The 22,236-nt window shown below is 54.4% G+C and carries 23 protein-coding genes and 1 pseudogene; 12 read left to right on the forward strand and 12 right to left on the reverse strand.

The features are described 5' to 3' along the window. Window positions 1-6 precede the first annotated feature (6 nt). From E3E36_RS03885 to E3E36_RS03895, 3 genes are read right to left on the reverse strand one after another with little or no spacing between them, the layout of a single operon-like run. The gene (locus E3E36_RS03885) at window positions 7-846 is read right to left on the reverse strand and encodes a ribose-phosphate diphosphokinase (protein ID WP_167894758.1); all 840 of its coding nucleotides are present in this window, start codon (window positions 844-846) and stop codon (window positions 7-9) included. 56 nt (window positions 847-902) lie between these two features. Beyond that, entirely contained in the window at window positions 903-1,607 is a 705-nt protein-coding gene (locus tag E3E36_RS03890) for a DUF1614 domain-containing protein (protein ID WP_167894033.1), read from the reverse strand. Further along, the gene (locus E3E36_RS03895; RefSeq protein ID WP_167894034.1) at window positions 1,594-1,977 is read right to left on the reverse strand and encodes an ASCH domain-containing protein; all 384 of its coding nucleotides are present in this window, start codon (window positions 1,975-1,977) and stop codon (window positions 1,594-1,596) included. The genes E3E36_RS03890 and E3E36_RS03895 overlap by 14 nt, the downstream gene beginning before the upstream one ends. A 126-nt stretch (window positions 1,978-2,103) precedes the next feature. Between E3E36_RS03895 and E3E36_RS03900 the strand changes: the two genes are divergently transcribed. Together E3E36_RS03900 and radB are read left to right on the forward strand one after the other, a co-directional pair. Continuing rightward, a complete protein-coding gene (locus E3E36_RS03900) occupies window positions 2,104-2,739 on the forward strand; it encodes an MBL fold metallo-hydrolase (RefSeq protein WP_167894759.1) in 636 nt (211 codons plus the stop codon). 11 nt (window positions 2,740-2,750) lie between these two features. Further along, entirely contained in the window at window positions 2,751-3,437 is a 687-nt protein-coding gene (gene radB / locus E3E36_RS03905; protein ID WP_167894035.1) for a DNA repair and recombination protein RadB, read from the forward strand. Between the two features lie 76 nt (window positions 3,438-3,513). On the opposite strand, the gene E3E36_RS03910 is transcribed toward radB, so the two are convergent. Both E3E36_RS03910 and E3E36_RS03915 read right to left on the reverse strand, forming a co-directional pair. Further along, complete coding sequence (locus E3E36_RS03910) at window positions 3,514-4,929, reverse strand: ribonuclease E/G (RefSeq protein WP_167894760.1); 1,416 nt, start codon at window positions 4,927-4,929, stop codon at window positions 3,514-3,516. Continuing rightward, a complete protein-coding gene (locus E3E36_RS03915; protein ID WP_167894036.1) occupies window positions 4,895-5,641 on the reverse strand; it encodes a hypothetical protein in 747 nt (248 codons plus the stop codon). The genes E3E36_RS03910 and E3E36_RS03915 overlap by 35 nt, the downstream gene beginning before the upstream one ends. 130 nt (window positions 5,642-5,771) lie before the next feature. Here E3E36_RS03915 and moaA point away from each other — a divergent pair, with 130 nt between their 5' ends. Both moaA and E3E36_RS03925 read left to right on the forward strand, forming a co-directional pair. Then, window positions 5,772-6,695: a GTP 3',8-cyclase MoaA gene (gene moaA / locus E3E36_RS03920; protein ID WP_342764393.1), complete on the forward strand. Its 924-nt coding sequence runs from the start codon at window positions 5,772-5,774 to the stop codon at window positions 6,693-6,695. Between the two features lie 40 nt (window positions 6,696-6,735). Beyond that, window positions 6,736-7,749 (forward strand): class I SAM-dependent methyltransferase family protein, encoded by a 1,014-nt coding sequence (locus tag E3E36_RS03925; RefSeq protein ID WP_167894037.1) that lies wholly within the window; start codon window positions 6,736-6,738, stop codon window positions 7,747-7,749. A 6-nt stretch (window positions 7,750-7,755) separates the two neighbouring features. Here E3E36_RS03925 and E3E36_RS03930 read toward each other — a convergent pair whose 3' ends face one another. Continuing rightward, a complete protein-coding gene (locus tag E3E36_RS03930; protein WP_167894038.1) occupies window positions 7,756-9,240 on the reverse strand; it encodes a replication factor C large subunit in 1,485 nt (494 codons plus the stop codon). 5 nt (window positions 9,241-9,245) lie between these two features. Beyond that, entirely contained in the window at window positions 9,246-10,352 is a 1,107-nt protein-coding gene (locus E3E36_RS03935) for a replication factor C small subunit (RefSeq protein ID WP_394353038.1), read from the reverse strand. Between E3E36_RS03935 and E3E36_RS03940 the strand changes: the two genes are divergently transcribed. From E3E36_RS03940 to E3E36_RS03950, 3 genes and pseudogenes are all read left to right on the forward strand, one after another. Further along, on the forward strand, window positions 10,351-11,538 hold the full coding sequence (locus E3E36_RS03940; RefSeq protein WP_167894762.1) for a glycine C-acetyltransferase: 1,188 nt from the start codon (window positions 10,351-10,353) through the stop codon (window positions 11,536-11,538). The two genes, E3E36_RS03935 and E3E36_RS03940, sit on opposite strands and share 2 nt — an antisense overlap. A 186-nt stretch (window positions 11,539-11,724) precedes the next feature. Further along, window positions 11,725-12,549, forward strand: a complete 825-nt coding sequence (locus tag E3E36_RS03945; RefSeq protein ID WP_167894040.1) for a DUF835 domain-containing protein — start codon at window positions 11,725-11,727, stop codon at window positions 12,547-12,549. Between the two features lie 94 nt (window positions 12,550-12,643). Continuing rightward, window positions 12,644-12,874 (forward strand): annotated as a pseudogene (locus E3E36_RS03950) (aminotransferase class I/II-fold pyridoxal phosphate-dependent enzyme); the annotation flags it as partial. Between the two features lie 10 nt (window positions 12,875-12,884). On the opposite strand, the gene E3E36_RS03955 reads toward E3E36_RS03950, so the two are convergent. From E3E36_RS03955 to E3E36_RS03970, 4 genes are all read right to left on the reverse strand, one after another. Continuing rightward, the gene (locus tag E3E36_RS03955; protein ID WP_167894041.1) at window positions 12,885-14,474 is read right to left on the reverse strand and encodes a restriction endonuclease; all 1,590 of its coding nucleotides are present in this window, start codon (window positions 14,472-14,474) and stop codon (window positions 12,885-12,887) included. Between the two features lie 54 nt (window positions 14,475-14,528). Then, a complete protein-coding gene (gene endA / locus E3E36_RS03960) occupies window positions 14,529-15,044 on the reverse strand; it encodes a tRNA-intron lyase (RefSeq protein ID WP_167894042.1) in 516 nt (171 codons plus the stop codon). Next, the gene (rimI, locus tag E3E36_RS03965; RefSeq protein ID WP_167894043.1) at window positions 15,041-15,544 is read right to left on the reverse strand and encodes a ribosomal protein S18-alanine N-acetyltransferase; all 504 of its coding nucleotides are present in this window, start codon (window positions 15,542-15,544) and stop codon (window positions 15,041-15,043) included. Before rimI ends, endA begins: the two co-directional genes overlap by 4 nt. 70 nt (window positions 15,545-15,614) lie before the next feature. Continuing rightward, window positions 15,615-17,153, reverse strand: a complete 1,539-nt coding sequence (locus tag E3E36_RS03970) for a protein cytosolic protein (protein ID WP_167894044.1) — start codon at window positions 17,151-17,153, stop codon at window positions 15,615-15,617. Between the two features lie 214 nt (window positions 17,154-17,367). On the opposite strand from E3E36_RS03970, the gene E3E36_RS03975 reads away from it, so the two are divergent. From E3E36_RS03975 to thrC, 5 genes are read left to right on the forward strand one after another with little or no spacing between them, the layout of a single operon-like run. Then, window positions 17,368-18,375 carry an iron ABC transporter permease gene (locus E3E36_RS03975; protein ID WP_167894045.1) on the forward strand — a complete coding sequence of 336 codons (1,008 nt, stop codon included), beginning with the start codon at window positions 17,368-17,370 and terminating at the stop codon, window positions 18,373-18,375. Further along, on the forward strand, window positions 18,372-19,100 hold the full coding sequence (locus E3E36_RS03980; RefSeq protein ID WP_167894046.1) for an ABC transporter ATP-binding protein: 729 nt from the start codon (window positions 18,372-18,374) through the stop codon (window positions 19,098-19,100). Before E3E36_RS03975 ends, E3E36_RS03980 begins: the two co-directional genes overlap by 4 nt. Before the next feature lie 35 nt (window positions 19,101-19,135). Further along, window positions 19,136-19,738: an archaeal proteasome endopeptidase complex subunit beta gene (gene psmB, locus E3E36_RS03985; protein WP_167894047.1), complete on the forward strand. Its 603-nt coding sequence runs from the start codon at window positions 19,136-19,138 to the stop codon at window positions 19,736-19,738. Window positions 19,739-19,743: 5 nt separating this feature from the next. Continuing rightward, window positions 19,744-20,820: a hypothetical protein gene (locus tag E3E36_RS03990; protein ID WP_167894048.1), complete on the forward strand. Its 1,077-nt coding sequence runs from the start codon at window positions 19,744-19,746 to the stop codon at window positions 20,818-20,820. Continuing rightward, entirely contained in the window at window positions 20,817-21,956 is a 1,140-nt protein-coding gene (gene thrC / locus E3E36_RS03995; RefSeq protein ID WP_167894049.1) for a threonine synthase, read from the forward strand. The genes E3E36_RS03990 and thrC overlap by 4 nt, the downstream gene beginning before the upstream one ends. On the opposite strand, the gene E3E36_RS04000 is transcribed toward thrC, so the two are convergent. Then, window positions 21,940-22,221, reverse strand: a complete 282-nt coding sequence (locus E3E36_RS04000) for a hypothetical protein (protein ID WP_167894050.1) — start codon at window positions 22,219-22,221, stop codon at window positions 21,940-21,942. The genes thrC and E3E36_RS04000 overlap by 17 nt on opposite strands. Window positions 22,222-22,236: the final 15 nt, after the last annotated feature.

Consider the following 22,236-nt stretch of genomic DNA (forward strand, 5'->3'; position numbering starts at 1 on the left):
CCGCCCTCAGAGTTTTAGGATGTCCGGCACTATGCTTATCTTCGAAACAGGCGTCGGTATCGTGTTGGTAACCGCCAGCTCGTCAACGGCCTTACCAACGCGCTCTATAGCGCCTTCAGCAAAGACACCGTGCGTTGCCGCCACGAAAACTTTCTCCGCACCCATGTTCTTGAGCAGGTTTGCCGCCCTGATCATAGTCCCACCGGTGCTTATGATGTCATCAACTATGAGCACGTTCTTTCCCTTAACGTCAACATCAACCGGCTTCATCTGCACCTCTGTCGGGGAGATGCGGACCTTGTGGAAGTGGCTGTACTCAAGGCCCAGCCTTTCGGCGACAGCCTTTGCCCTCATCAGAGCCCCTTTGTCAGGGGCGAGAACAACGCCCTCACCAAGCTTCTCTCCGAAATAGTCCGCTATGGCCCCGGCAGGGGAAACATTGACTGCCTTGCCTGGGAAGAGCCTGAGGGTCTCAGGATTGTGAAGATCGAAGACGTAGAGCTCATCGTAGTAAACGGCAAGGGTTCTAAGTATCGCCCTAACACTCACAGGCTCCCCGTCTTTCGTAACCCTGTCCTGTCTGGAATAAGCGAGGTATGGGACAACAGCCCTGAGCTTTTGAACTCCCTTCTCACGCAGCGCGTCCGCCATGAGAATCAGCTCGACCAGATGTTCGTCCTGGGGCCTGAAGGTGGACTGGACAACGGTCACCTCGTCGGCTGAACCCAGGACACGAACGTACTTCTCCCCGTCAGGGAACTTCTTTATCTCGACCCCAATAACCTCAGCGCCGAGGATCCTGAGCTCGTCTTCCAAGTGCATGGCACCACTTCCAACCACGAACATAAGCATCACCTCGTTTTGCCGTTGAGGTGTTCAATCAGGAACTTATAAACCCACCGTTATGTCAGAAGAACGGCAATTACACCAGCGAGGAAGATGCCATCGAAGGTGCCGGCGCCGCCTATGCTCACCATTGGGGCCCCGAGGTTTTTGATCCGGTTCCAGTTCATGATGTCCGCACCTATGAGAACGCCCATCGTCCCGCTCACGTAGGCTACAAGGGTCGGGTTCCCATTGCCCAGGAGCCATCCCAGAACAACCGCTATGAGCGGGGGGAAGAACATCGGCATTGCAATTCCCAGACCCTTCACGGGCTTTGCAAATGCGTGGCTGAACATGGCAGCTATTGCGACCGCAACCAGGGTGTTGAAGAGGAGGGAGAAGTTGGCCATATAGATGAGTCTGAACACCTCGTACAGAACTATGCTCAGGGGCACCAGGGCACCGCCAACGTTAATGGCTATGATGACTCTCCTTTCACTCCAGTCAACGTAGGGGACGGGATACGAGATGCCGAAGAACCTCACCTCCCTGACTGCCAGAACCGGCTCATAGGAGGTCTCCTCAGCTATCGGGATGTTTATAAAACTCCCAATAAGGGCAAACAGAAACAGGGGGTAAGCGACCTCCGGAGGAATCCCAAGCTTTTCAAAGGCGGCCATGACTATGCTGGAGAACACGACAAAGACCGCAACGAACACGACGAACATTACGAGCAGAACGGGCAGCGAAACGGGGGGTACTATCAGACTACGCCTGCTCATCCTCTACCACCACGTTCGCCCATATCTGGGCACCTCTGGCAATATTAACATCCACTGGCCTTTCAAACTTCCGAGCGTTTCTGAAGACCCAAGCGTACAGCGGCTTTCCTGCCGAGTACTCCCTGAGGAACTCCTGATCGACAAGGTGCTTGTCCCTGTGCTCCGCAAGCTCTTCAGGAGTGAACGGCCCGAGAACATCCACCAGCTCGGCCTTTCCCAGTGCCTTCCCTCCGCTGAGTATCAAGACCTCCCCCCTGAACTTCGTCCGGGACTTGCGGATTTCCCAGACCTTCCTACCCTCCACGAGGAGGGTCGCAAATGGCTCCCGGACTATCAGGCCCTTCCTGGGGTTCCTTCCATCCGTGCGCATCAATAGAAAGGGTGAAAGGAAGTTTATAAAACCTGCGTCACAGACATGTCCAGAAGGCACCTCAGGAGCGTGTGGATGAAAAACTTTAAGTCCACCTTACCGAAGCCACAGAGGGAGGTAAGGCCGATGAAGATTATCTGGTATGGGCACGCATGCTTCTGGATCGAGACCAAAGGTGTGAGGCTCCTAATAGACCCGTACCCAGAGGTTGACGATGACAGGATAGGCGATGTCGACTACATTCTGATAACCCATGAGCACACAGACCATTATGGGAAGGTGGAGCTCCTCTCCAGGCTCAGGGACGCCACAGTCATAGGACCCCCAACAGTTTACATGATGGCCGTAAGCGACGGCATAACCAGAGCCAGGGAAATAGAAGAGAACCAGACTCTGGAGCTGGAAAACGGCGTTAAAGTCACCGCGGTCTACATGGAGCACCCCTCCAGCCAGTACCCTGTGGGCTACCTGGTAGAGGGCGACAAGAGGCTGTTCCATACGGGCGACACGTACTCCACCCCGGTACTTCAGCGGCTTCGGGGAAAGGTGGACGTTCTGATGGTCCCTATAAGCGGCCGCTCGACTGCCAACGAACGCGAGGCGGCGCAGATCATTGAAGACATCAGGCCAAGGGTCGTGATACCCATGCACTATGGTGTCTACGGTACTGGGAGCGTTGAAAAGCTCCAGGAAGAGCTCAAAAAGCGCCGCATATGGGTGATGGTCAGGCCCATGGCCCTGTACGAGGAGCTCACGCTGTAGCGGTGGGGCTGATGCTCACCACCGGTGTAAAATCACTGGACGAGCTCCTCGGAGGGGGAATAGGGGAGGGAGTTCTCACCCAGGTTTACGGGAGCTTTGCTACGGGCAAAACAACTCTCGCGGTTCAAATCGGCCTGCTAAGCGGGGGAAGAGTGGCGTACATAGACACCGAGGGCGGATTCTCCCCGGAAAGGCTGGGCCAGATTGCAGAGGCGAGGGGCCTTGACCCTGAAGATGCTCTCAGCAGGTTCATTCTCTTTACCCCCGCGGACTTCAAGGAGCAACGGCGGGTAATAGGCAACCTGAAGAAGGTTGTTGACAGGGGATTTTCCCTCGTGGTTGTGGATTCCATAACCGCCCACTACAGGGTCGAGGAGCACAGGAGGAACCTGACGGCGGAGCTCGGCAAACAGCTCCAGGTTCTCCTCTGGATAGCCAGAAAGAACGACATCCCTGTAATAGTCATCAACCAGGTTCACTTCGACAGCAGGGTGGAGAGAATGAAGCCCGTCGCCGAGCACACGCTCGGCTACCGCACTAAAGACATCCTCCGCCTCGACAGGCTCAGCAGTCCAGGCCTGAGGGTGGCTATCCTAGAGAGACACCGCTTTAGACCCGAGGGAGGGATGGTGTACTTCAGGATAACGGAGAAAGGGATCGAGGAAGCCATCAACGGGGCAAAGAAGATAACGCCCTAAAGACAATGAAGCCCTCGCTTCTGCGTCCCCTTCACCCCCGACTACTAGGGGGTTGCAAAAAAGGGAAATTCGGAGATTAAACCCTCTCGTAAACCTCGCTCACTATCCTCAGGACCGCCTTGTAGAGCTTCTCGCTGATGATGCCCTCCTCGTAGTGCTCCGTGAGCTTGTCCTTGTCGATTACCTCCTTCTTGCCGTCTGGCCATTTGACGATGTCAACCTCGAGGTCGATGTAGCGCGCCCTGTCAGGGTATATCTCGACAGGCGTGTTGATGTTGTAGTACTCGCCCTTGAGGTTTCCGCTCCTGTCGTAGTAGCGGTGAACAAACCACCACTTCCCGGCCTCTATCTCGGTGATAACGTAGTCCCCGAACTCGATAGGTATGTCCAGCCCGTCGTAGAACTTCCCTGGCTTCAGGTGGCGTTTAAAGGTCACCTTCAGGGGATCCGTGGAGACCTCAACTATCTCTCCAGGGCCTATCTTGATGCGCTGTCCATCGGGCTTGTAGTGCTCAAGGCTGAAGAGCCAGCCCTTCTTCGGCCCTTTGTTGGATATGAGCGCCTCCCAGAAGCCCGTCTTTACCTTCTCCCTCTGGGCGGGCATCTTGGCCAGTATTCCCTCGGCTATCTCGACCGCAAAGCTCAGCTCCGGATCGTAGGCCTTCAGCTGGTGGTGGCCCTCAACGGTGGGGACGACCCTGTTCCGTATCTCGTCGAGCTTCTTTTTGGCACCGCCGCCGAACTCCACTTCGTAGATGTTGCGGCCCTCTATGATGAGCGAAGGGGCGGTGTAGGAGTCCGCCCTCTTGAGCCTGTCGGCCAGCCTGGAGAGCTTTATTATCTCGTCCCTGAGGGTGTTCCAGTCCTTGTAGGCGGCGGCTGTCCTCCAGAGGATCCCCCACTCACCAAGGTCTATGCTGAGGCCTAGTATGCGCAACCGCTCGCGCTCGCTCTGATCGCGTATTTTGCGCGAGATCTTGACGTGTCTCTGGGCCCCAACCGGCTTCGGTATGAGGACGGCGTAGTCCCCGGGGATCGTGAGGGTAACGCTCAGGTGGGGGAGGAGGTTGTGCTTCTTGACCTGGACGAGTATTTCGTCCCCTTCGGCAACATGCGGGAGTTCGCCCGCCGGAACCGTGCCGATGGCACTTCCGATGTCAATGTAGACGTGTCTCTCGTCCTTCTTGACGACCATGCCGCGGTAGATCCCGTAGAGCTGGTACGGAAGCTTCCTGAAGAACACGTCAATGAGCTCCTCTTCGAGGGCGGCCTTAACCTCCTCGACCCTGGTGCCGACAAGTATCACCCCGTGGTGATCCCTCTTGTCGTAAACATCCACATCGAACTCGTCGTAAGTCTTTTCGAGGTCGAAGCGCTCTATGATCCTGTTGCTCGGCTGGGATATGCCGAAGCCTCTGTCAAGGAAAAGCCTTGTCAGGGCCGTTGAGTAAATGCCCCTAACCCGGACTGAAACTCCTGTGCCTGTAGACACTTTCACCACCCCGCATCTTCTTTTCCACCACTCCAATGAGCGCGAGCCCTTCAAGCACCTGCTCCACATCCCTCACGCCGCTGAGCTTCTCAACGTTTCTCGCCTCCACCCACAGCAAACCCCTGGAGTGCCAGTCCCTGAGGGCCTCCTCAACCTTATGGACGTCTCCGGGGTGGACGTAGAGCCTGAACAGGAGCGCCTTCAGGGCCTCGAGCTCGGCCTCCAGCCTTTTGATTTTCCGGAGCTCTTCCATTATACCCACTGGCACCTTTTTCTCCTTTTCGCCCCCCGCCAAGAAGCTCAGCCCCTCGACCTCTCGGAGGATTTCACTCACGGCTTTCCTGACGGCGTAATCGTAGACCCGGTGGAACTGTACGAGCCTCTCAACGGCCGTGGAGAGCCGCATCCTGGCATCGTAGTCGTGCCCACGAGCAAGCAGTGGAAGTATTTCCTCAAGACGGAACTTCATCTGGTGCTCGTTCCTGTAGAGCTCTTTGGCCTCTTCCCCGATGGCCCCCCCAAGCTGGCCTGCCTCCCTGTACAGCATCGCGGCCAGCTCCAGCTTCTCAAGGGACACTTTGTACAGGGAATTTATCTTATCGTGGAGGGACTCCCAGTCCTTCTCCCCGTATATCCCCGGAAACTGGGCCTCAAAATTGGAGTGGAGCTCCTCAATGCGGGAGAGTTGGGCCTTGATGTCGTCAACGTTCATGCGGAAAACCCCCTGGGCTTATCTTGGCCCTACCCCTACTTGTAGTTTTCGATGGGCCTCTGTTAAACACAACTGCTTTCCCAAAACCTTTTTTTAAGCCGGAAAACTAATCCAGGCGGTGCGCGTGATGGTGCTCTACGACCGCTTCGGCAGGCCCGTGACCAACCTCAGGATATCCCTGACCCAGGACTGCAACTACTCCTGCTTCTTCTGCCACAGAGAGGGCCAGCACTTCAATGCGCCCCTCGAACTGACCCCAGCCGAGATAGAACGGCTGGTCAGAATAGCGTCCAGCCTGGGGATCAGAAAGGTGAAGCTCACAGGAGGGGAGCCCACAGTCCGGAGGGACATCCTGGAAATAGTCAGAAGGATAAAGCCTTACCTACGGGATCTCTCCATGACAACCAACGGGAGTCGCTTAAAGGAGCTGGCCAGACCGCTGGCGGAGGCCGGCCTAGACAGGGTCAACGTCTCCCTCCACAGTCTCAGGCCAGAGGTGTATAAAAGGATAACCGGCGCAGATATGCTCGAGGCCGTTCTGGAGGGGATCGAAGAGGCTGTGAAGTACCTCTCACCCGTCAAGCTCAACATGACTGTCATGAAGGGGCTCAACGATGGAGAGATATGGGAAATGATAGAGTTCGCAGCAAAAACAGGGGCCGTACTCCAGCTCATCGAGCTTGAGGCACCGAGGGAGTTCACCGAAACGAGATTTTTCAGGAAGTACTTCTACCCCCTGAAGCCAGTTGAGGAGGAGCTTGAGAAAAGAGCAGTGGAGGTCAGGGAGAGGCGCATGCACCGCAGGAAAAAATACTTCGTCCCAACTGACTATGGAACCGCCGAAGTCGAGGTCGTGAGGGCAATGCACAACACAGTGTTCTGCGCCAACTGCACCCGCTTAAGGGTCACCTCAAACGGGAAGTTCAAGACCTGCCTCCTGAGAAAGCACGACCTCATCGATTTTGTGTCCGCTATGAGGAGGGGCGCAAGCGATTCGGAGCTTGTGGATCTGTTCAGACGGGCGGTTCTCATGCGCGAACCATACTGGAGGTAAGCGTTTTTAAGCCCCTTTCCCAACTTCCCCCGGTGAGAGATTGCCAGCGGTAAAAGTTCCAAGGCGAGAGGCAGAACCCGTCAAGAGGAAGCTGAAAAAGCTGGGCCTCTACGACGGGAAGAGGCGGCCCAAGCGGGAGGATGGGCACGTTCTCCTGCCGGTTTTTGACAATCCCGAGATTCACAGGCTCGGTTATGAGGTTCTCAATGTTGAGCTCCCGTTCAGGCCCGAGAGGCAGATTTACAAGAACCTTGAGGGCGTTTTGGCGGAGAGGTTGAGCGAGGAGGAGCTGAAGCACCTAAGGAGGTATGACGTGATCGGGGACATCGCGGTAATCCAGATCCCTCCGGAGCTTGAGCACAGGGTTGACGACATCGTCTGGGGCCTGCGGAAGGTTCACCCCTTCATAAGGGTGGTCGCCAAGAAGGGCTTCCACGAGGGGGCCTTCAGGATAAGGGATTACTCCATAATTTGGGGCGAGAGAAGACTCGAAACGATCCACAAGGAGAACGGCGTCGAGATAAAGGTGGACTTAAGCAGGGCTTTCTTCAACCCGAGGATGAAGGGGGAGCGGTACAGATTGGCCCAGCTTGTCCGCGACGGCGAGCGAATTTTGATTCCCTTCGCCGGCGTTCTGCCGTATGCCCTCGTAATAGCACGCTATAAAAAGGTCAAAATCACCGCGGTTGAGCTGAACGAAGAGGCATACAAGCTCGGCCTTGAGAACCTCGAGCTCAACAGGAAGCGCCTGAAGGGAGAGATAGAGTTCATCCACGGGGATGTCTTCGAGGTTCTCCCGGAGCTTCCGACCTACGACCGCGTTATAAGCCCAACACCGAGGGGTGTTGACGCGCTCGCCCTAACGCTCAGCAAAACCGGGCGGTGGCTCCACTACTACGACTTCGTGCATGAAACGGAAATCAGGAACTTCAGGGGGAGGATCCTTGAGGAGTGCAGGAGACAGGGAAAAGAGTGCGGGGTGAGGATAAAGAAAGTGAGCGACTTCAAGCCGCACGTTTTCAAAGTGTGTGCCGACGTCAGAATAAAGGGATAGAATACATCACTTCCGTCCAAGGAAGTCGAACAGCGTCGCCTGCTTGCCCTTCTTCTTCGGTTTGTCTATCTTCTCCGACTTTTCCCTGCCTACGGGCTCAATCTCCTCCTCGGCCTTCTGGAGCTCCTCCTCGCTTATCTCCTGCTCATCCCCGACCTCTTCCTCCGCAGTTTCCTCGGCGGCCACCTCGATCCCTTTCCCAGCTTCCCTGGCTCTTGCCTCCAGCTCCCCTTCCCTCTTCAGCTTCTTTTCGATGTTCATGCTCTTGGCCCATATCGTCTTCGCCTTCTCGCTGTCCCCGGCTATGAACTCGACCTCCTTGAGATCAAGGTCGAGGTAGACAACGAAGTGCGCGGCCATCTCCGGGTTGTTCTCGAATATCGCCCTGAGGTAGTTGAGGGTCTCCAGGGCCTCGAGCTTCGCCATGTGCATCTCGCCCATAATTTTCTTAACTATGGAGTCCCTCAGCGAGCGCTCTGCCTTGCTCTCGGTGAGGAGCTTTATTGTCCTAGGGGGGTAAATCCTCACGAAGCCCTTCTTCTTGACCCCAGCAACGGCGACTCCCGCGGTCATCATGTCGGTGGCATACTTCCAGAGGGAATAGTTCCCCGTCCTCTGGGCCCTCCCGAGGTAGATATCCGCCCTGCTCAGGGCTTCGTAAGCCCTTGCTATCTCTTCTGGCTTTGTGTACACATACGGCACGTTCTCCTCTATCCACTGGAGGAGCTCGTGGGGGAACATATCCACTCCCAGCGTGGCCAGCTTCGCCCGCTTGGCGTTGTCGGTCGCGAAGACCTGGGCCAGAGCCTGGAAGACGCTCTTCTCGGTGTCGCGGTAGGCGAGAACCTCGTGGGCGTCCTCGATTCCACCGGTGACAACCGTCTGGAGGTCGTTTATCGCCGCCCTCAGGTCGCCGTTGGCGTGCTTCGCTATGTCATAGAGAACCTCTTTCGGGACAGTAATGCCCTCACGCTTGAGTATCCTGACGAGGGCCTTCACGATGTCCCTCTGGGTCAGCCTTTTGTACTCGACTATCTGGGCCTTGCTCCTTATCTCCTTCGGCACCTCCCAGTAGTGGTTGGCGCTCATTACTATCGGGTTCCTCGCCCTGGTGATGAGCTTGGCTATCTCCTTCGCACCGCTCGGCTCTATGTTGTCGGCCTCGTCGAGGAAGATGAGCTTCCTGTGCCTCCCGAGAATGTCCATCGTGTACGCCGCCTGGACGTAGCGCTCTATCTTTTCGTACGTTCTCTCATCGCTGGCGTTCAGTTCGATTATCTCGAAGCCGTACTCGTGGGCCACCGCATAGACAGTGGTCGTTTTCCCACTTCCCGGCGGGCCGGCAAGGATTAAAGCTTTCTTTTTAGGCGGATTGCCATGAAGCCATGCCCCTATCCAGGCTCTGACCTGCTCTATCGCTTTGGTCTGGTTGACTATCTCACTAAGCTTCCTCGGCCTGTACTTCTCGACCCAGGGGACTTCCCTCGGCATAGCTATCACTTGCCCATTATGGTGAACTGAGCGAGTAGGGCCTCAAGCTGTATCATCTCGTTGGCCCCTTCAACGAGCCTGAAGTTGTACTCCCCGATTTTATCCGCCAAGGCCACTTTTCTGTCCTCCGGGATGGGCAGGTTGAAGACCTCCTTATGCATCTGGATGAGCACGTCCTCACCGCTGAGGCCCTGCTTGAGTAGTATCTCCCTGAGCTTGTCCCTCGCCTTGAGGAAGTTGCCCTCAAGGGCCAGGTTCATCATCTCGCGCACATCCTCTGGCCTGGCCCTGCTCGCAACAAGAAAGACGTTCTCGTCGGTTATCCTCGTGTCGAGGGCCGCTGCCGCTTGAAGGACGTTGATGGCCCTCCTCATGTCTCCCTCAGCAACGTAGAGGAGCGCCTGGAGGCCATCTTCTGTCAGCTCAAGCCCCTCGTTCTCGGCTATATATTTGATCCGCTCCGCTATGTCCTCGTCGTTCAGCGGCCGGAAGCGGAATATGGCACACCTTGATTGAATAGGTTCGATAATCTTTGACGAGTAGTTACAGCTGAGAATGAACCTGACGTTGTTGGAGAACATCTCCATTGTCCTCCTCAGGGCCTGCTGGGCGTCCTGAGTCAGAGCATCCGCCTCATCGAGGAAGATTATCTTGAAGCTCGTACCCCCTATTGGCTTGGTCCTCGCGAACTCCTTTACTTTCTCTCTAATTACGTTTATGCCCCTTTCATCGCTCGCGTTCAGTTCGAGGAAGTTGTGCCTCCAGTTCTCGCCGAAGAGCTCCCTCGCGAGGGCCAAGGCGGCCGTGGTCTTTCCGACTCCCGGCGGGCCTGCGAAGAGAAGGTGAGGCATCGAGCCAGTCCTGGCATAGTGCTTAAGCCTCTTGACTATGTGAGCCTGACCGACTATATCATCGAGCCTCTGGGGCCTGTACTTTTCAACCCAGGGCTTTTCGAGAATCTTAACTTCCTGAATCTCTTCCGGCATGGTTATCACCCTACTACCGGGGCATATGGATTTCCGGGGTATTAAGCCTTTTGCCTGTCCGTGTACCGAACGGGACAGTGCAAAGCTTTTATACCTCGGTGCCCAAAAACAACCGGTGGTTCTCATGGCGAAGCTTGACTGGATTAGGGAGGAGCTCCAAGAACTTAAGGATAAGGGCCTCTACGTAACCATCAGGAAGCTTGAAAGCTCCCAGGGCCCCTGGGTTGTGGTGGATGGAAAAAAGGTTCTCAACATGTGCTCCAACAACTATCTCGGCCTCGCCGCGGCCCCTGAGATAAGGTACGCGGCCATAAGGGCCATCCTCGACTACGGTGTCGGTGCGGGGGCCGTCAGAACCATTGCAGGAACCATGGAGCTCCATGTCGAGCTTGAGGAGAAGCTGGCGAAGTTCAAGAAGAGGGAGGCGGCGATTCTCTTCCAGAGCGGCTACAACGCAAACCTCGGTGCCATAAGTGCCCTCATCACAAAGAAGGACGATGGCGTCTTCGTCAGTGAAGAGCTCAACCACGCGAGCATCATAGACGGAATGCGCCTCAGCGGCGCGCCGAAGGTCATCTACAAGCACCTCGACATGGACGACCTCAAGAAGAAGCTCGAAGAGGTCAAGGACAAAAAGAAGAAGCTCATCGTTACCGACGGCGTCTTCTCAATGGACGGTGACCTCGCCCCGCTCCCGGAGATAGCCGACTTGGCCGAAGAGTACGACGCGATGGTCTACGTTGACGACGCCCACGGTGAGGGTGTCCTCGGTGAGCACGGAAGGGGTATAGTCGACCACTACAAGCTCCACGACAGGATCGACTTCGAGATGGGAACGCTTAGCAAGGCCTTCGGTGTCATAGGCGGCTATGTCGCCGGCCCGGAGGAGGCCATCGAATACCTCCGCCAACGTGGAAGGCCGTTCCTCTTCTCAAGTGCCCCGAACCCGCCCGATGTCGCGGCAGCAATAGCCGCCGTTGAGATACTCCAGAAGAGCGACGAGCTGGTTAGGAGGCTCTGGGACAACACCCACTTCCTCCAGAACGGGTTGAGAGACCTCGGCTACGACCTCGGCAACACCAAGCACCCGATTACTCCGGTCATGCTCTACGACGAGAAGCTCGCCCAGGAGTTCAGCAGGAGGCTCTACGAGGAGTACAACATCTTCGCGCAGGCAATAGTCTACCCGACCGTCCCGCTCGGAACCGCTCGTATCAGACTCGAGCCTTCCGCCGCCCACAGCAAGGAAGACCTCCAGTACGTCATTGATGCCTTCGAAGACCTTGGGAAAAAGACGGGCTTCCTGAAGTGAGTCACCTCATGTTTTTCGGTTTAATTTTTATATCATCTGTGTCCAAGGAGATCGAAAATTAAACCGACATTCAGATATTGGGTAAAATTTTGAACCATACTTGCATGCGCAGGTCACACCCTCAAACCGAAAAATTAATTTCTCCTGAGGCTCACTCCGGGTTGAGCGGCCGCAGTGGTGGCACTCATGTCGGTCGGGGTTGCAGTGCTCGTAGAACTGGCGCTAGTGGGGATCCTTATAACCGCCCTGAGGCACAGGGACAGGTTTATCTCACGCTATCCTGAACTGAGGAAGTTCTACGACCTGGGAATCCTAGCGTTCTTCACGGGCTCGCTGGCCAAACTCGTTTTTATAATCCTCGACCTCAAAAACGATGGGACCATAGCGCTCGGCCCCGGAGAGGCGGCCCTCCTCAACACCACGGGGAACCTGCTTTTCCTGATCACCGTCCTCCTGCTCATGGGTGGATGGGTTGGGCTGCTGAACGCTATGGTGGAGCGGTACGAGCTGGTTCCGGTAATCGAGTTTGGGGACGGGGGAAACACAGACCCGATGATGCCCGGTCTCTACCTCTGCACACTGGCAAACTGCCACTCCGTGGTCTCCAGGCTCCTCAGGGGCAGGGCGGGTCTGATCGTCTCCAGACACCCTCCAGATGAGGTGAGGAGGATCCTGAGAATAGAGAAAACTCCCGTCCTGTGGCTCACCAAGGTCAGGGGCGAGGGAACCGTTTCTCCAACACACCTCGAACACCTCCTCCAGACCCTGGTAGACTTTATGAGGAAGACCCATGGCCCCAAGCTGATACTCTTGGACGGGGTGGAGAACCTCATAGTTGAAAACGGCTTCGTGCCTGTTTTCAAATTCCTGACAACCCTGAAGGACTACGCCGTCACCAACGAGACAATCATTTTGGTGCCCCTCGACAGAAGAACCCTCGACGAGAAAACACTCGGCCTCCTGCGGAGGGAGTTTGAAATCCTCGATACCAAAAAGCTGTCCGGCCAGTGAATCAGCCCTCAGAACTTTATCTGCTCGACCTTATAGCACACGACATCATTGCCCTTATTAATGTCGTTTTAGATGGAAGGGGATGTTCTCAGAAACCAAGCACCCGATTACTCCGGTCATGCTCTACGACGAGAAGCTCGCCCAGGAGTTCAGCAGGAGGCTCTACGAGGAGTACAACATCTTCGCGCAGGCAATAGTCTACCCGACCGTCCCGCTCGGAACCGCTCGTATCAGACTCGAGCCTTCCGCCGCCCACAGCAAGGAAGACCTCCAGTACGTGCTGGATGCCTTTGAGGATCCCCGGGAAAAAGAAGGGGTTCTCGAAGTGATAGAAGTTAATTTTTTACTTTCTTATACCATCTCCACTTTTTGTCAATCATGTCCACAGGAGCTTTTCGAAGTATGGAGATTTGTTCTAATCGGCTGAAAGTAGCCAAATTATTGAGGGCATTCTTTACTCTATATCTTTCTAGAAGAGCACTCAAAAAGGATATAACTCCACAACCTCCCCATGTTTGTAGCGTGTACAAAGGATACTCAGCAAACAGAAATAGCATCAAAAACAAAAGCATAATACCAACAAATCTTAGGGACTTCTTCTTTAGTATCATCAGATTAAATCCAGGTATGAACGAAAGCACCATTGCGATATTCAAGCGAGATAACGAGTAATTGTACTTATGAGCTATTTTCTCATCTCTCTCATTGAATCCAAGTTTTTCGTAGCATACATCACAATATTCTTGATCATCATACTTTATTGAGTCATTCTTACAGACAATCGCTCCACATCCAGCACATACAATGGAATCACTCTTGTGAATTATTTCCCCACATGCATTACAAAATCTGAGATCATCTAAATTTTCAGATGGCAATGTAGTATGGAGTATCAAAGGGAGTTTTCTTTCTCTTGAGATTCCAAGAATTCTGTGGTTGCTCTTCAGCGTTCTTAATGTAATGTCAAATATAGGAACCACAAGTTTGAGCGTCTCTTTTATCTTTACATCTTTGGGGCGAATCTCACAGAGCTTGCGGTATATTACATTGTTTCTGCCCCTATAAGTTACTATTTTAGTGTACTTCTTGGAAATGTTCCCTTTAATGGTGGAGACCACATCTTTAAGTTTAACATTCGCATAGGAGCTCAATATTTTCCTGACCGTATCAGAGGGATAAATAGAGTAGAATTTTCTCAAATTTGAGCTGTCTGAAAGGACAATGCCCAAAACTTGAGAAAGGTTTCTTGATAGATATTTTTCGTATTTCTTTCCGTTGTCTAGAACAAATAGAATTGGCTTGTCCACCTTAGTACTATGTATAATCCTTCCAGTACTAGTAGTACAGTCCTTGTTGACAAAAGCTCTTACATATATTAACGGAACTGCTTCTACATTGTAATCAAAGGCTTTTACTAAGTAATCAAAGAAAATAGGGTAGCTTTTTATTTTAGATTTTACAAACTGTTTCATTTCCTGGAGGTTCCAAGGCGTAAACGATAAAATCTCTTTGTCATTTTCATCTAGTAATATTATGCCGACTTTGCTTGACAGTACTTTAAGAGAATCCCTATCTATTAGATGGATCTTTATGTCAAACTTCTCAAACAACTTGTTTGCATAGTCAATAGCTGATTTTGAAAATTTGCCTGTTGTTACAACGGCTCCTTCTGTAACATTGTCAGCGACCATTATAGAATGTAACTTTTGGATAACGGGTCTACCTACTGTGCCTTTGGAATTATAGTACTTGCACTGAACATAGACAACTTTGGAAGAACTTATAACTTTAACATCAACACCATAGTCATTTGAGAATCTAGTCACTACTACCTTAGAACTAGGATATAGCCTTTGGAAAATCTGAGCAACCAATTCCTCAAATTGCCTCGGAGTTAATGAGTCAACATAAATATATTGACTCATTCTATTTTCACCACTTGTGAAAGGTAGTTAGTTGCTCTTAATAAATTTTAATGTCTAAAACTTCACCCACTCCACCTTATAATACACAACGTCACCGTCGTCGTCAACCACTGCCATGACCATGTTCTTCCTGACACCGTGGGCAACCCTCACGCGGGCGGTTATGTCGCTGGGGCTAAAGCGCAGGTTCTCGGGAACCACCCAGACGAGCCACTGGGAGTGCTCATCCATGCCCCTCCTGTAGACCCTGAAGTGGGAGCCGAACTTAAGGGCTGACTTGACGGTATAGCCCCTGTCCCGGAGGTCTTTGTAGACGAGGTACTTGGCGTCAAAGAGCTCATCGTTCCTCCTGCCGAGTTCCATTATCTCCTCGAAGGAAAGCTCCCTCTCACCGTCGAGAACCGTTATCTTCCCCCGTTCAACAAGATACGCCGCCTCAAGGAGCGAGAGAAAGAGCTTGCCGTTGATTATCCTGCCGAAGTACCGCTTGTTGTAGAGCTGGTTTATGGCCTTCTCCCGTCCGCTGAAGACCCTGTCCCCGCTGAGGTAGAACTCCAGAGGCTCTTTCAATTCCTTCCACCCCACTCATCAACGGGCAGGAGCATGTAGTAGGCGTCCTCGCCATCGGCGTAGTAACCGATTATTCTCTTTATCTTCCTAAAGCCGAAGCTCTCATAGAGCTTTATGGCCCTTTCGTTGCTCACGCGAACCTCCAGGCCTATGTACCTGGCTCCCTTCTTTATGAGCCTTTCGATCACTTCGGTGAGGAGGGCGGAGCCTATGCCTTTGCCCCTGTAGGCGGGGTCAACGGCTATGCTCATTATGTGGCCCTCAAGGTCAGGCCTCAGGTAGCCCATGACGTAGCCGACAACCCTGCCGCTGTGCTCGGCCACCAGAAAAGTCTCGGGGTTGTTCTCAAGGAAGACCAGAAAGACTCCCCTTGGGTACTCCTCCCTGAAGGACTCCCTCTCTATCCTGACGATGTCCGGGATGTCGAAGAGCTTGGCCGGCCTTATGACGACCATCGGAAGGGGAACCCTTCCCCCAACGGGTTGGATGGATACGCTCATAGTATAACCTACGAGTCAAGACTTTTAATGTTTAGCCTTCCCGAAAAAAGGTAAAGATATGGCAGGAACATCAGCTTTCTGGGTTTTCTTCATTTTCAGGGCAAATTCCAGTACGTGGGTCGCACCTTGGATTGAATTGTGGGAGTACTGTAACGTCCGCGTACATTGAGCTGAGCCAGTATTCGTTTCCGTTGTACTCAAAGCGAACTGGACTCTTGTAGAAAGTACCAGAGACTTCTCTGTATCTGTGTTCGAGCTCCACTGTAATTCCTACGAGGGCATACTCGGAGCGGTATTTGGTCACTCCAACACCAGCCGAAAGCAACAGCGGATACACTTCGGTTCCCAGTGGGCCGTCCAGCTTTGGAAGCACAGGCGCGGCAATGCTGAAGAGCGGTAGTGTAGATACGCTCTGAGAGACTTGGAAATTGTTAACCTCAATGAAGTCTTTTGACTTAACCGTAAAGCCCTGCTTCCAGTAGCGTTCTATGTAGTACATGGCTCTTCTGAACGTCCCACCGTATCTGGACGGTGCCCCTTCCTCCTTGCCCCACGTGGGAATCAGCTTTCCGTTCCTTATCTCTGGCTGGGCCATAACGACGTACATCGTGGCCTTTAATGATCCATAAGGCCCATACAAGCGATATTTGGCAAGGGCTATGTCTCCCTTTATCCCGATTCCGACTACAGTCGGCCTCCTTATGTCTTCTCCCCTAATTCTTGTCACATTATCAAGCCACAGACGTGTTCCTTTGAGTGTGTACACCATCCCGGCTATCTGGGCCTCGTAGTTTGCCCCCGAACCACTCCTGTCAACCGCTGCGACCGCCGAAAATCCTATCTCAACTCCCAGGGTTCTTGAAGACCTGAACTGCTCTCTGAGAAGAACATCGTCGATCTCACCCACGTCCCCGTTTAAGAAGGCAGCGGCGAGGGGTATTACGGTGTTGTCCTTTGTGTCGTAGACCTCTTCGAGTACCCAGTCAAAGCAGACCGACGTGCCGTAGGGACCGGGATAGCACTCCTCCGGGAAGGAGCCGGGCGGGAAGGAATCAACGCCAGCTGTCTTTCCCGCGATTGCACTCGCTTCAAGAGGCTTTAGCCGCTCAAGCTCTTTGAGGGAGAGTAGGGGGCGAAAGTCATTGGCAACTGAAACCTTGAAACTCCTCCCCTTTAGAACCTCCTTGAGGTTCAAGGGCACGCCCTTCACAAAATATTTGAGCCCGTCTTTTTTGTGGCTCGTGCCGAGAAGAACTATTCCCGGATTCACGAGGGACGGATCGGTTCCGGTTTTTTCGAGGTATTCCTCCCAGGTTTGAAGATATTTCTCAATCCGCCTATAGTCCAGCTTGATTGAATCCTTGCCGGCGTAAGTGCCGAGATCAACCGGTGTGCCGTTGGGGAGCATTCCAAGGACGGTAACGGTGTTCACGCCTTTGCTCGGAATGAGGATCCTGGCTTCCGGCTCCTTGAACGGCAGAGTTCGATAGTAGGCAATCTTAACCTCCGTGTAGTCGCTCGCCTCAACCGGCGTGCTGAAAATCGCCCAAAGAATAGGCAATATTATCAGTAAGCTAAGAGCCAACGCAACAATTTTTCTATGTCTCATTCACACCACCGCCGACAGTAAACTATTTGAAGTATAAAAGATTTTCGATTACTAAGTTATAAACCACGCGTCAAAGCTTTTAAGACTTGAGGGAACTCTAAGCGGGGTGGCCACCCCGGCGTGATGAGCACTCTCGAACCTGACCCAGGGATGATGACCGGATTCCTGGCTGATGCCCGAAAGGTTTAAACGCCTGGACAAATAATCCGACCCCATGAGGAAGTGGCTACCGGCGCTGTTCATCCTCTCACTAGCCTCACTCTTCCTGGGAGTCTACATCGGTTCGGTCGGTGTGAGCCCCGGAGACATTACCTCCAGCATAGTGTACGGGATAAAATCCCTCCTCTACCAGCAGGGGGACTCCGGTGAGAAACCTAGGTACTTCGTCATCATATGGGAGCTTCGCCTGCCGAGGGTTCTTCTGGCCTACCTTGTCGGACTCAGCCTCGCGAGCGCTGGAGTGGCAAGCCAGGCCCTCTTCCGCAACCCCCTCGCTGATCCGTATATAATAGGTGTCAGCGCAGGGGCGGGAGTGGGGGCCGCGTTGGGGGCCGTGTACGCCCCAGCCCACATGGGGACGCTGGCTCTGATTTCCGCACTCGTTTCTGTTTTTATAGTGTACACGGTCTCAAGGGTGGACGGCCGCGTCCCTGTTGACACCCTCCTGCTGGCGGGAATAGCCTACGGCTTCCTTGCCAGTGCCGTCACGTGGTACCTGGTGATAATCCAAGGGGAGCGGGCCCACATAACCTGGATGTGGCTCATGGGGACGTTCAACGGGTCGGGATGGAAAGAAGTAGGGGAGATGTCCGTGGTGTCCCTCATGGGCGTGGGATTCCTGGTGTGGAAGTGGCGCGAGCTCAACCTGGTACTCCTCGGAGAAGAGAGCATAGCCCTGGGCCTCGACCTTCACCTTTACCGGAAGCTATTTATCGGGGTGATAGCCCTCCTGACAGCCTTTGCAGTCTCGACCGCGGGGATAATCGGGTTTATAGGCCTCGTCAGCCCCCACATAGCCCGCATCCTCCTGGGCCCGAACCACCGGAACCTTGTTCCCGCGAGTGCCCTTTTTGGAGGAACCCTGCTCGTGCTCTCAGACCTCCTGGCGAGAACCGTTGCAAGGCCCACAGAGCTCCCGGTGGGAATAATAACCGCGGTAATGGGTGCGCCCTTCTTCCTCTACCTCCTGATGAAGCACAAGAGGGGTGAGCTGTACTCATGAAGCTTGAGGTCAGCGTCTCGTTCTCCTACGGGGAGAGGGAGGTGCTCAGAGGGGTCGAGTTCACCGCCGAAAAGGGGGCACTTCTGGCCATAATCGGCCCCAACGGCGCCGGGAAGTCCACCCTCCTGAAGTGCATGGTGGGCATCCTGAGGCCCAGGGGGTACGTCAGGTTCGAGGGGAGAAACCTGCTCGACCTCAGGCCGAAGGAGAGGGCCGGATTGATAACCTACGTGCCCCAGAGCTCGTTCCCGGAGTTTGCATTTATGATAGAAGAGTTCGTTGAGCTGGGGACGTACGCAACGAAAGGGGACGTCGGAGAGGCACTTAGAAAGGTGGGGCTCTGGGAGCGCAGAAAGGAGCCGGTCACCAGTCTCTCGGGCGGGGAGTACCAGCTTGCTCTCATAGCGAGAGCCCTGGCACAGGGGAGCGAAGTAATCCTCCTGGACGAGCCGACCAGCCACCTTGACATAAACCACGCCCTTGAAATAATGGAGCTCCTGAAAAAGATGAAGAGTGAAAAAGTTGTGATAGCGGTTCTCCACGACCTGAACCTAGCTCTGCGCTACGCGGACAGGCTGATCCTCCTTCACAGGGGTAGAAAGTACTGGGAGGGGGAGCCCGACAGCCTGAGGCCTGAGACGCTCGCTGAGGTCTATGGGGTGCGGGTGAGGATAGCCGAGGTGGACGGGCACAGGGTTGTCCTGCCTGAACTCACAAAAGTTTAAAACATCACGTGAGAATAAGCCTCTGGGGTGAGAGAATGGAAACGAAAAAGACCGGAACCACCACCGTGGGAATAAGGGCCAGGGACGGCATCATCCTGGCGGCCGATACTCAGGCCTCCCTCGACCACATGGTCGAGACCCTCAACATAAAGAAGATCCTCCCAATCACCGACAGGATAGCCATAACCACTGCAGGAAGCGTCGGCGACGTTCAGGCTCTGGCGAGGATGCTGGGGGCGGAAGCGAGGTACTACCAGTTTACCTGGGGCAGGCCCCTGAGCACCAGGGCAATGGCAAACCTGCTGAGCAACATCCTCAACGGGAACAAGTGGTTCCCATACCTTGTCCAGATAATCATCGGCGGCTACGTCGAGGAGCCGACCTTAGCTAATCTAGATCCGCTGGGCGGCCTGATCTTTGACGACTACACCGCGACCGGTTCCGGCAGCCCGTTCGCCATAGCCGTCCTTGAGGACGGTTTCAGAAAGGGCATGGACATAGAAGAGGCCAAGGAGCTGGCGGTAAGGGCAGTTAGAACCGCGGGCAAGAGGGACGTATACACTGGGAGTAGGAAGATACAGGTTGTCACAATAACCCGTGACGGAATGAAGGAGGAGTTCGTCGAGTTCTCGGAGTGAACGGCATGAAAAAGGCCCTGGCCGTTCTTCTGATCATTTTCATTGTCTCCTCCATCACGGCATACTACCAGACCGCACCCCAGAGAACCGCGGGCCCCGATATCGAAAGGCTTGTATACAACATCTCCGCCGGACTTGAAAAAACACGAGGCCTGAGGTTCAGGGGCCTCCCTGCGGTGGCGGTAATAAGCAGGGAAGAAGCCGTTAAGAGGTGGGGCCCCACAAGACAGAACCCGCAGGCGCTGTGGCTCAGGGAGAGACTCTACAAGATGACCCTTCTCCTCCCCGCAAACTACAGCCTGAGGGCCAGCGAGGAGAGACAGACCGCAGGGTGGGTCGCCCTGGTTTCCGGAAATCTGCTGTACATAATCAGGGAGAACTTCTACCAGGATCCCCAGCAGGCTTACGGCGTTATAGCCCACGAGCTCACCCACGTGCTCCAGAGCCAGAACTTTGAGGTAAATTACCCCCGCGAGTACGATGGGTACCTAGCCGTCAGGAGCCTTGTTGAGGGGGACGCCACACTTTCAGCCGTCCTGTACTGCCGGGACAGGGGGCTGCCGGTGGAGAGGCTGTCGGAGTACACCGTGGACCCCCTAACGAACCTGAACTTCTTTCCGTACATAGCGGGCTATGACTTCGTCAGTTATCTTTACAGGAAGGGCGGCTGGAGCCTCGTGGACGAAGCGTACTCAAGGGAGCCCAGCTCCCAGAAGGTTGTCATGTTCCCCGAGCTCTACCTCAAAGGATGGAAACCTTTAAGTGTGCGCGCGAACCTGCCGGAAGGATTTACTGGGATATACACCGACAGACTCGGGGCGTTCTACGTCGCTCAGGTGGCCGAGAGGGCAGGAAGAAGCGGGAAAGAGTTCGCACGTGCGTGGGTCGGAGACAACGCCACCATCGCTGTCAACGGCACAGTGATGCTTCTGCTCTGGAACGTCACGTTCGAAGACAGGGATACTGCCGAGCGCTTCCGAGACGTCCTCACCAAACTGGCCGTGGGTGACGACTTCGCAAGATTTGAGGTGTCCGTTGAGGGAAACTCGACGGTACTGGTGTCCATGAGGGATGAAGAATGAAAGTTCACTGCCCGGCTTGCGGAAAGATCTATGAAAACCCGGTTCAGAGGTGCGAATGCGGTGAGCCGGTGGAGTTTGAGACGTTTAAGGGAGAACCATACATAGGAAAGAGCGTCTGGGGGAGGTTTTGGGACTTCTGGCCGGTGGAACCGGCACTGGAGCTTTCCCTCGGCGAGGGGGACACGCCGCTGGTGAAGTCCAAGCTTGGTAAAGATCTCGGAATCAGACTCCACCTCAAAAACGAGACCGTAAACCCAACCTGGAGCTTCAAGGACAGGGGGACGTTTCTGGCGATCAGCTATGCCCTAAAGGCCGGCTACAAAGCGGTCGGAACGGTATCAACCGGCAACATGGCGGCGAGCGTTTCAGCCTACGCCTCCCGCGCCGGTCTGAAGGCCAAAATCCTCGTCTCTGAAAACGCGAGCGACGAGAAGCTGAAAGCCGTTTCAGTTTACGGCGGTGAGGTCATCAGGGTTCGCGGCGACTACGGGAGGCTCTACTTCGAGAGCCTGAAGCTGGGAGAAAAGCTGGGCGTCTACTTCATGAACTCGGACAATCCCTTCCGGATTGAGGGCTACAAAGGCATAGCCTTCGAGATAGCCGAAGAACTGAGCCCTGACTACGTTCTAATCCCGACCAGCTCGGGAGGTCTCTTCAGGGGAATCGCCAAGGGCTTTATCGAGCTTCACGAGAGCGGGCTCATCGATGCAGTCCCAACCCTCATCGCCGTCCAGGCTGAAGGCTGCTCACCGATATGCAGGGCTTTCAGCGAGGGAAAAGCCAGAATCGAGCGCTTTGAGAGTCCTAAAACGATAGCCAAGGCCATAGCCAACCCCTATCCGCCGAGCGGGAACGCGGTTCTGAAGCTCATACGGGACTTCGGCTGGAGCTGCGTTTCAGTGAGCGACGATGAAATCCTTGAAGCCCAGAGGAAGCTCGCCAGCGAAGGCCTTTTCGTCCAGCCGGCGAGTGCGACAGGCATAGCGGCCCTCAAAAAGATGGACCTGCCAGAGGGCGCGAAGGTCGTTTCAATACTCACAGGTTCCGGCCTGAAGACGGCCCCCCATATCACGGGGGGCAGAATAGTGGAGTGTCCGCTGGAAGAGCTGGAAAACTGCATCAGAAGCGGTTCATAAAGAAGCGCCTCGCCCGCTGCCTGTTCCCCTCGTTTTTCTCGGACAGCAAATCAGGGTTCTCTGCGAACAGGAGCTCGTAAAGGCGCTTCAGGAGGAGCATGACTCCGGCATAAAGCCCCACAAAGAATGCAGCGATGCCGTTGGTGAAGTACCCCCAGAAGAGCAGCGTCCCGACCATAATGCCGAATGACAGGGCAATCATGAGCCTGAGCAGGAGCGCATAGCCATAACGCTCCATCAACAGCCCAAAATCCACACCACCCACCAAACATTTACAACG

It is taken from the genome of Thermococcus sp. M36 (assembly GCF_012027355.1).
GTDB lineage: Archaea > Methanobacteriota_B > Thermococci > Thermococcales > Thermococcaceae > Thermococcus.

Coding starts and splice junctions, on each gene's coding strand:
- E3E36_RS03885 (WP_167894758.1), bottom strand. CDS start 846: ATGTTCGTGGTTGGAAGTGGTGCCATGCACTTGGAAGACGAGCTCAGG.
- E3E36_RS03890 (WP_167894033.1), bottom strand. CDS start 1,607: ATGAGCAGGCGTAGTCTGATAGTACCCCCCGTTTCGCTGCCCGTTCTG.
- E3E36_RS03895 (WP_167894034.1), bottom strand. CDS start 1,977: ATGCGCACGGATGGAAGGAACCCCAGGAAGGGCCTGATAGTCCGGGAG.
- E3E36_RS03900 (WP_167894759.1), top strand. CDS start 2,104: ATGAAGATTATCTGGTATGGGCACGCATGCTTCTGGATCGAGACCAAA.
- radB (WP_167894035.1), top strand. CDS start 2,751: ATGCTCACCACCGGTGTAAAATCACTGGACGAGCTCCTCGGAGGGGGA.
- E3E36_RS03915 (WP_167894036.1), bottom strand. CDS start 5,641: ATGAACGTTGACGACATCAAGGCCCAACTCTCCCGCATTGAGGAGCTC.
- E3E36_RS03930 (WP_167894038.1), bottom strand. CDS start 9,240: ATGCCGAGGGAAGTCCCCTGGGTCGAGAAGTACAGGCCGAGGAAGCTT.
- E3E36_RS03940 (WP_167894762.1), top strand. CDS start 10,351: ATGGCGAAGCTTGACTGGATTAGGGAGGAGCTCCAAGAACTTAAGGAT.
- E3E36_RS03935 (WP_394353038.1), bottom strand. CDS start 10,352: ATGAGAACCACCGGTTGTTTTTGGGCACCGAGGTATAAAAGCTTTGCA.
- E3E36_RS03945 (WP_167894040.1), top strand. CDS start 11,725: ATGTCGGTCGGGGTTGCAGTGCTCGTAGAACTGGCGCTAGTGGGGATC.
- E3E36_RS03955 (WP_167894041.1), bottom strand. CDS start 14,474: ATGAGTCAATATATTTATGTTGACTCATTAACTCCGAGGCAATTTGAG.
- rimI (WP_167894043.1), bottom strand. CDS start 15,544: ATGAGCGTATCCATCCAACCCGTTGGGGGAAGGGTTCCCCTTCCGATG.
- E3E36_RS03970 (WP_167894044.1), bottom strand. CDS start 17,153: ATGAGACATAGAAAAATTGTTGCGTTGGCTCTTAGCTTACTGATAATA.
- E3E36_RS03975 (WP_167894045.1), top strand. CDS start 17,368: ATGAGGAAGTGGCTACCGGCGCTGTTCATCCTCTCACTAGCCTCACTC.
- E3E36_RS03980 (WP_167894046.1), top strand. CDS start 18,372: ATGAAGCTTGAGGTCAGCGTCTCGTTCTCCTACGGGGAGAGGGAGGTG.
- psmB (WP_167894047.1), top strand. CDS start 19,136: ATGGAAACGAAAAAGACCGGAACCACCACCGTGGGAATAAGGGCCAGG.
- E3E36_RS03990 (WP_167894048.1), top strand. CDS start 19,744: ATGAAAAAGGCCCTGGCCGTTCTTCTGATCATTTTCATTGTCTCCTCC.
- thrC (WP_167894049.1), top strand. CDS start 20,817: ATGAAAGTTCACTGCCCGGCTTGCGGAAAGATCTATGAAAACCCGGTT.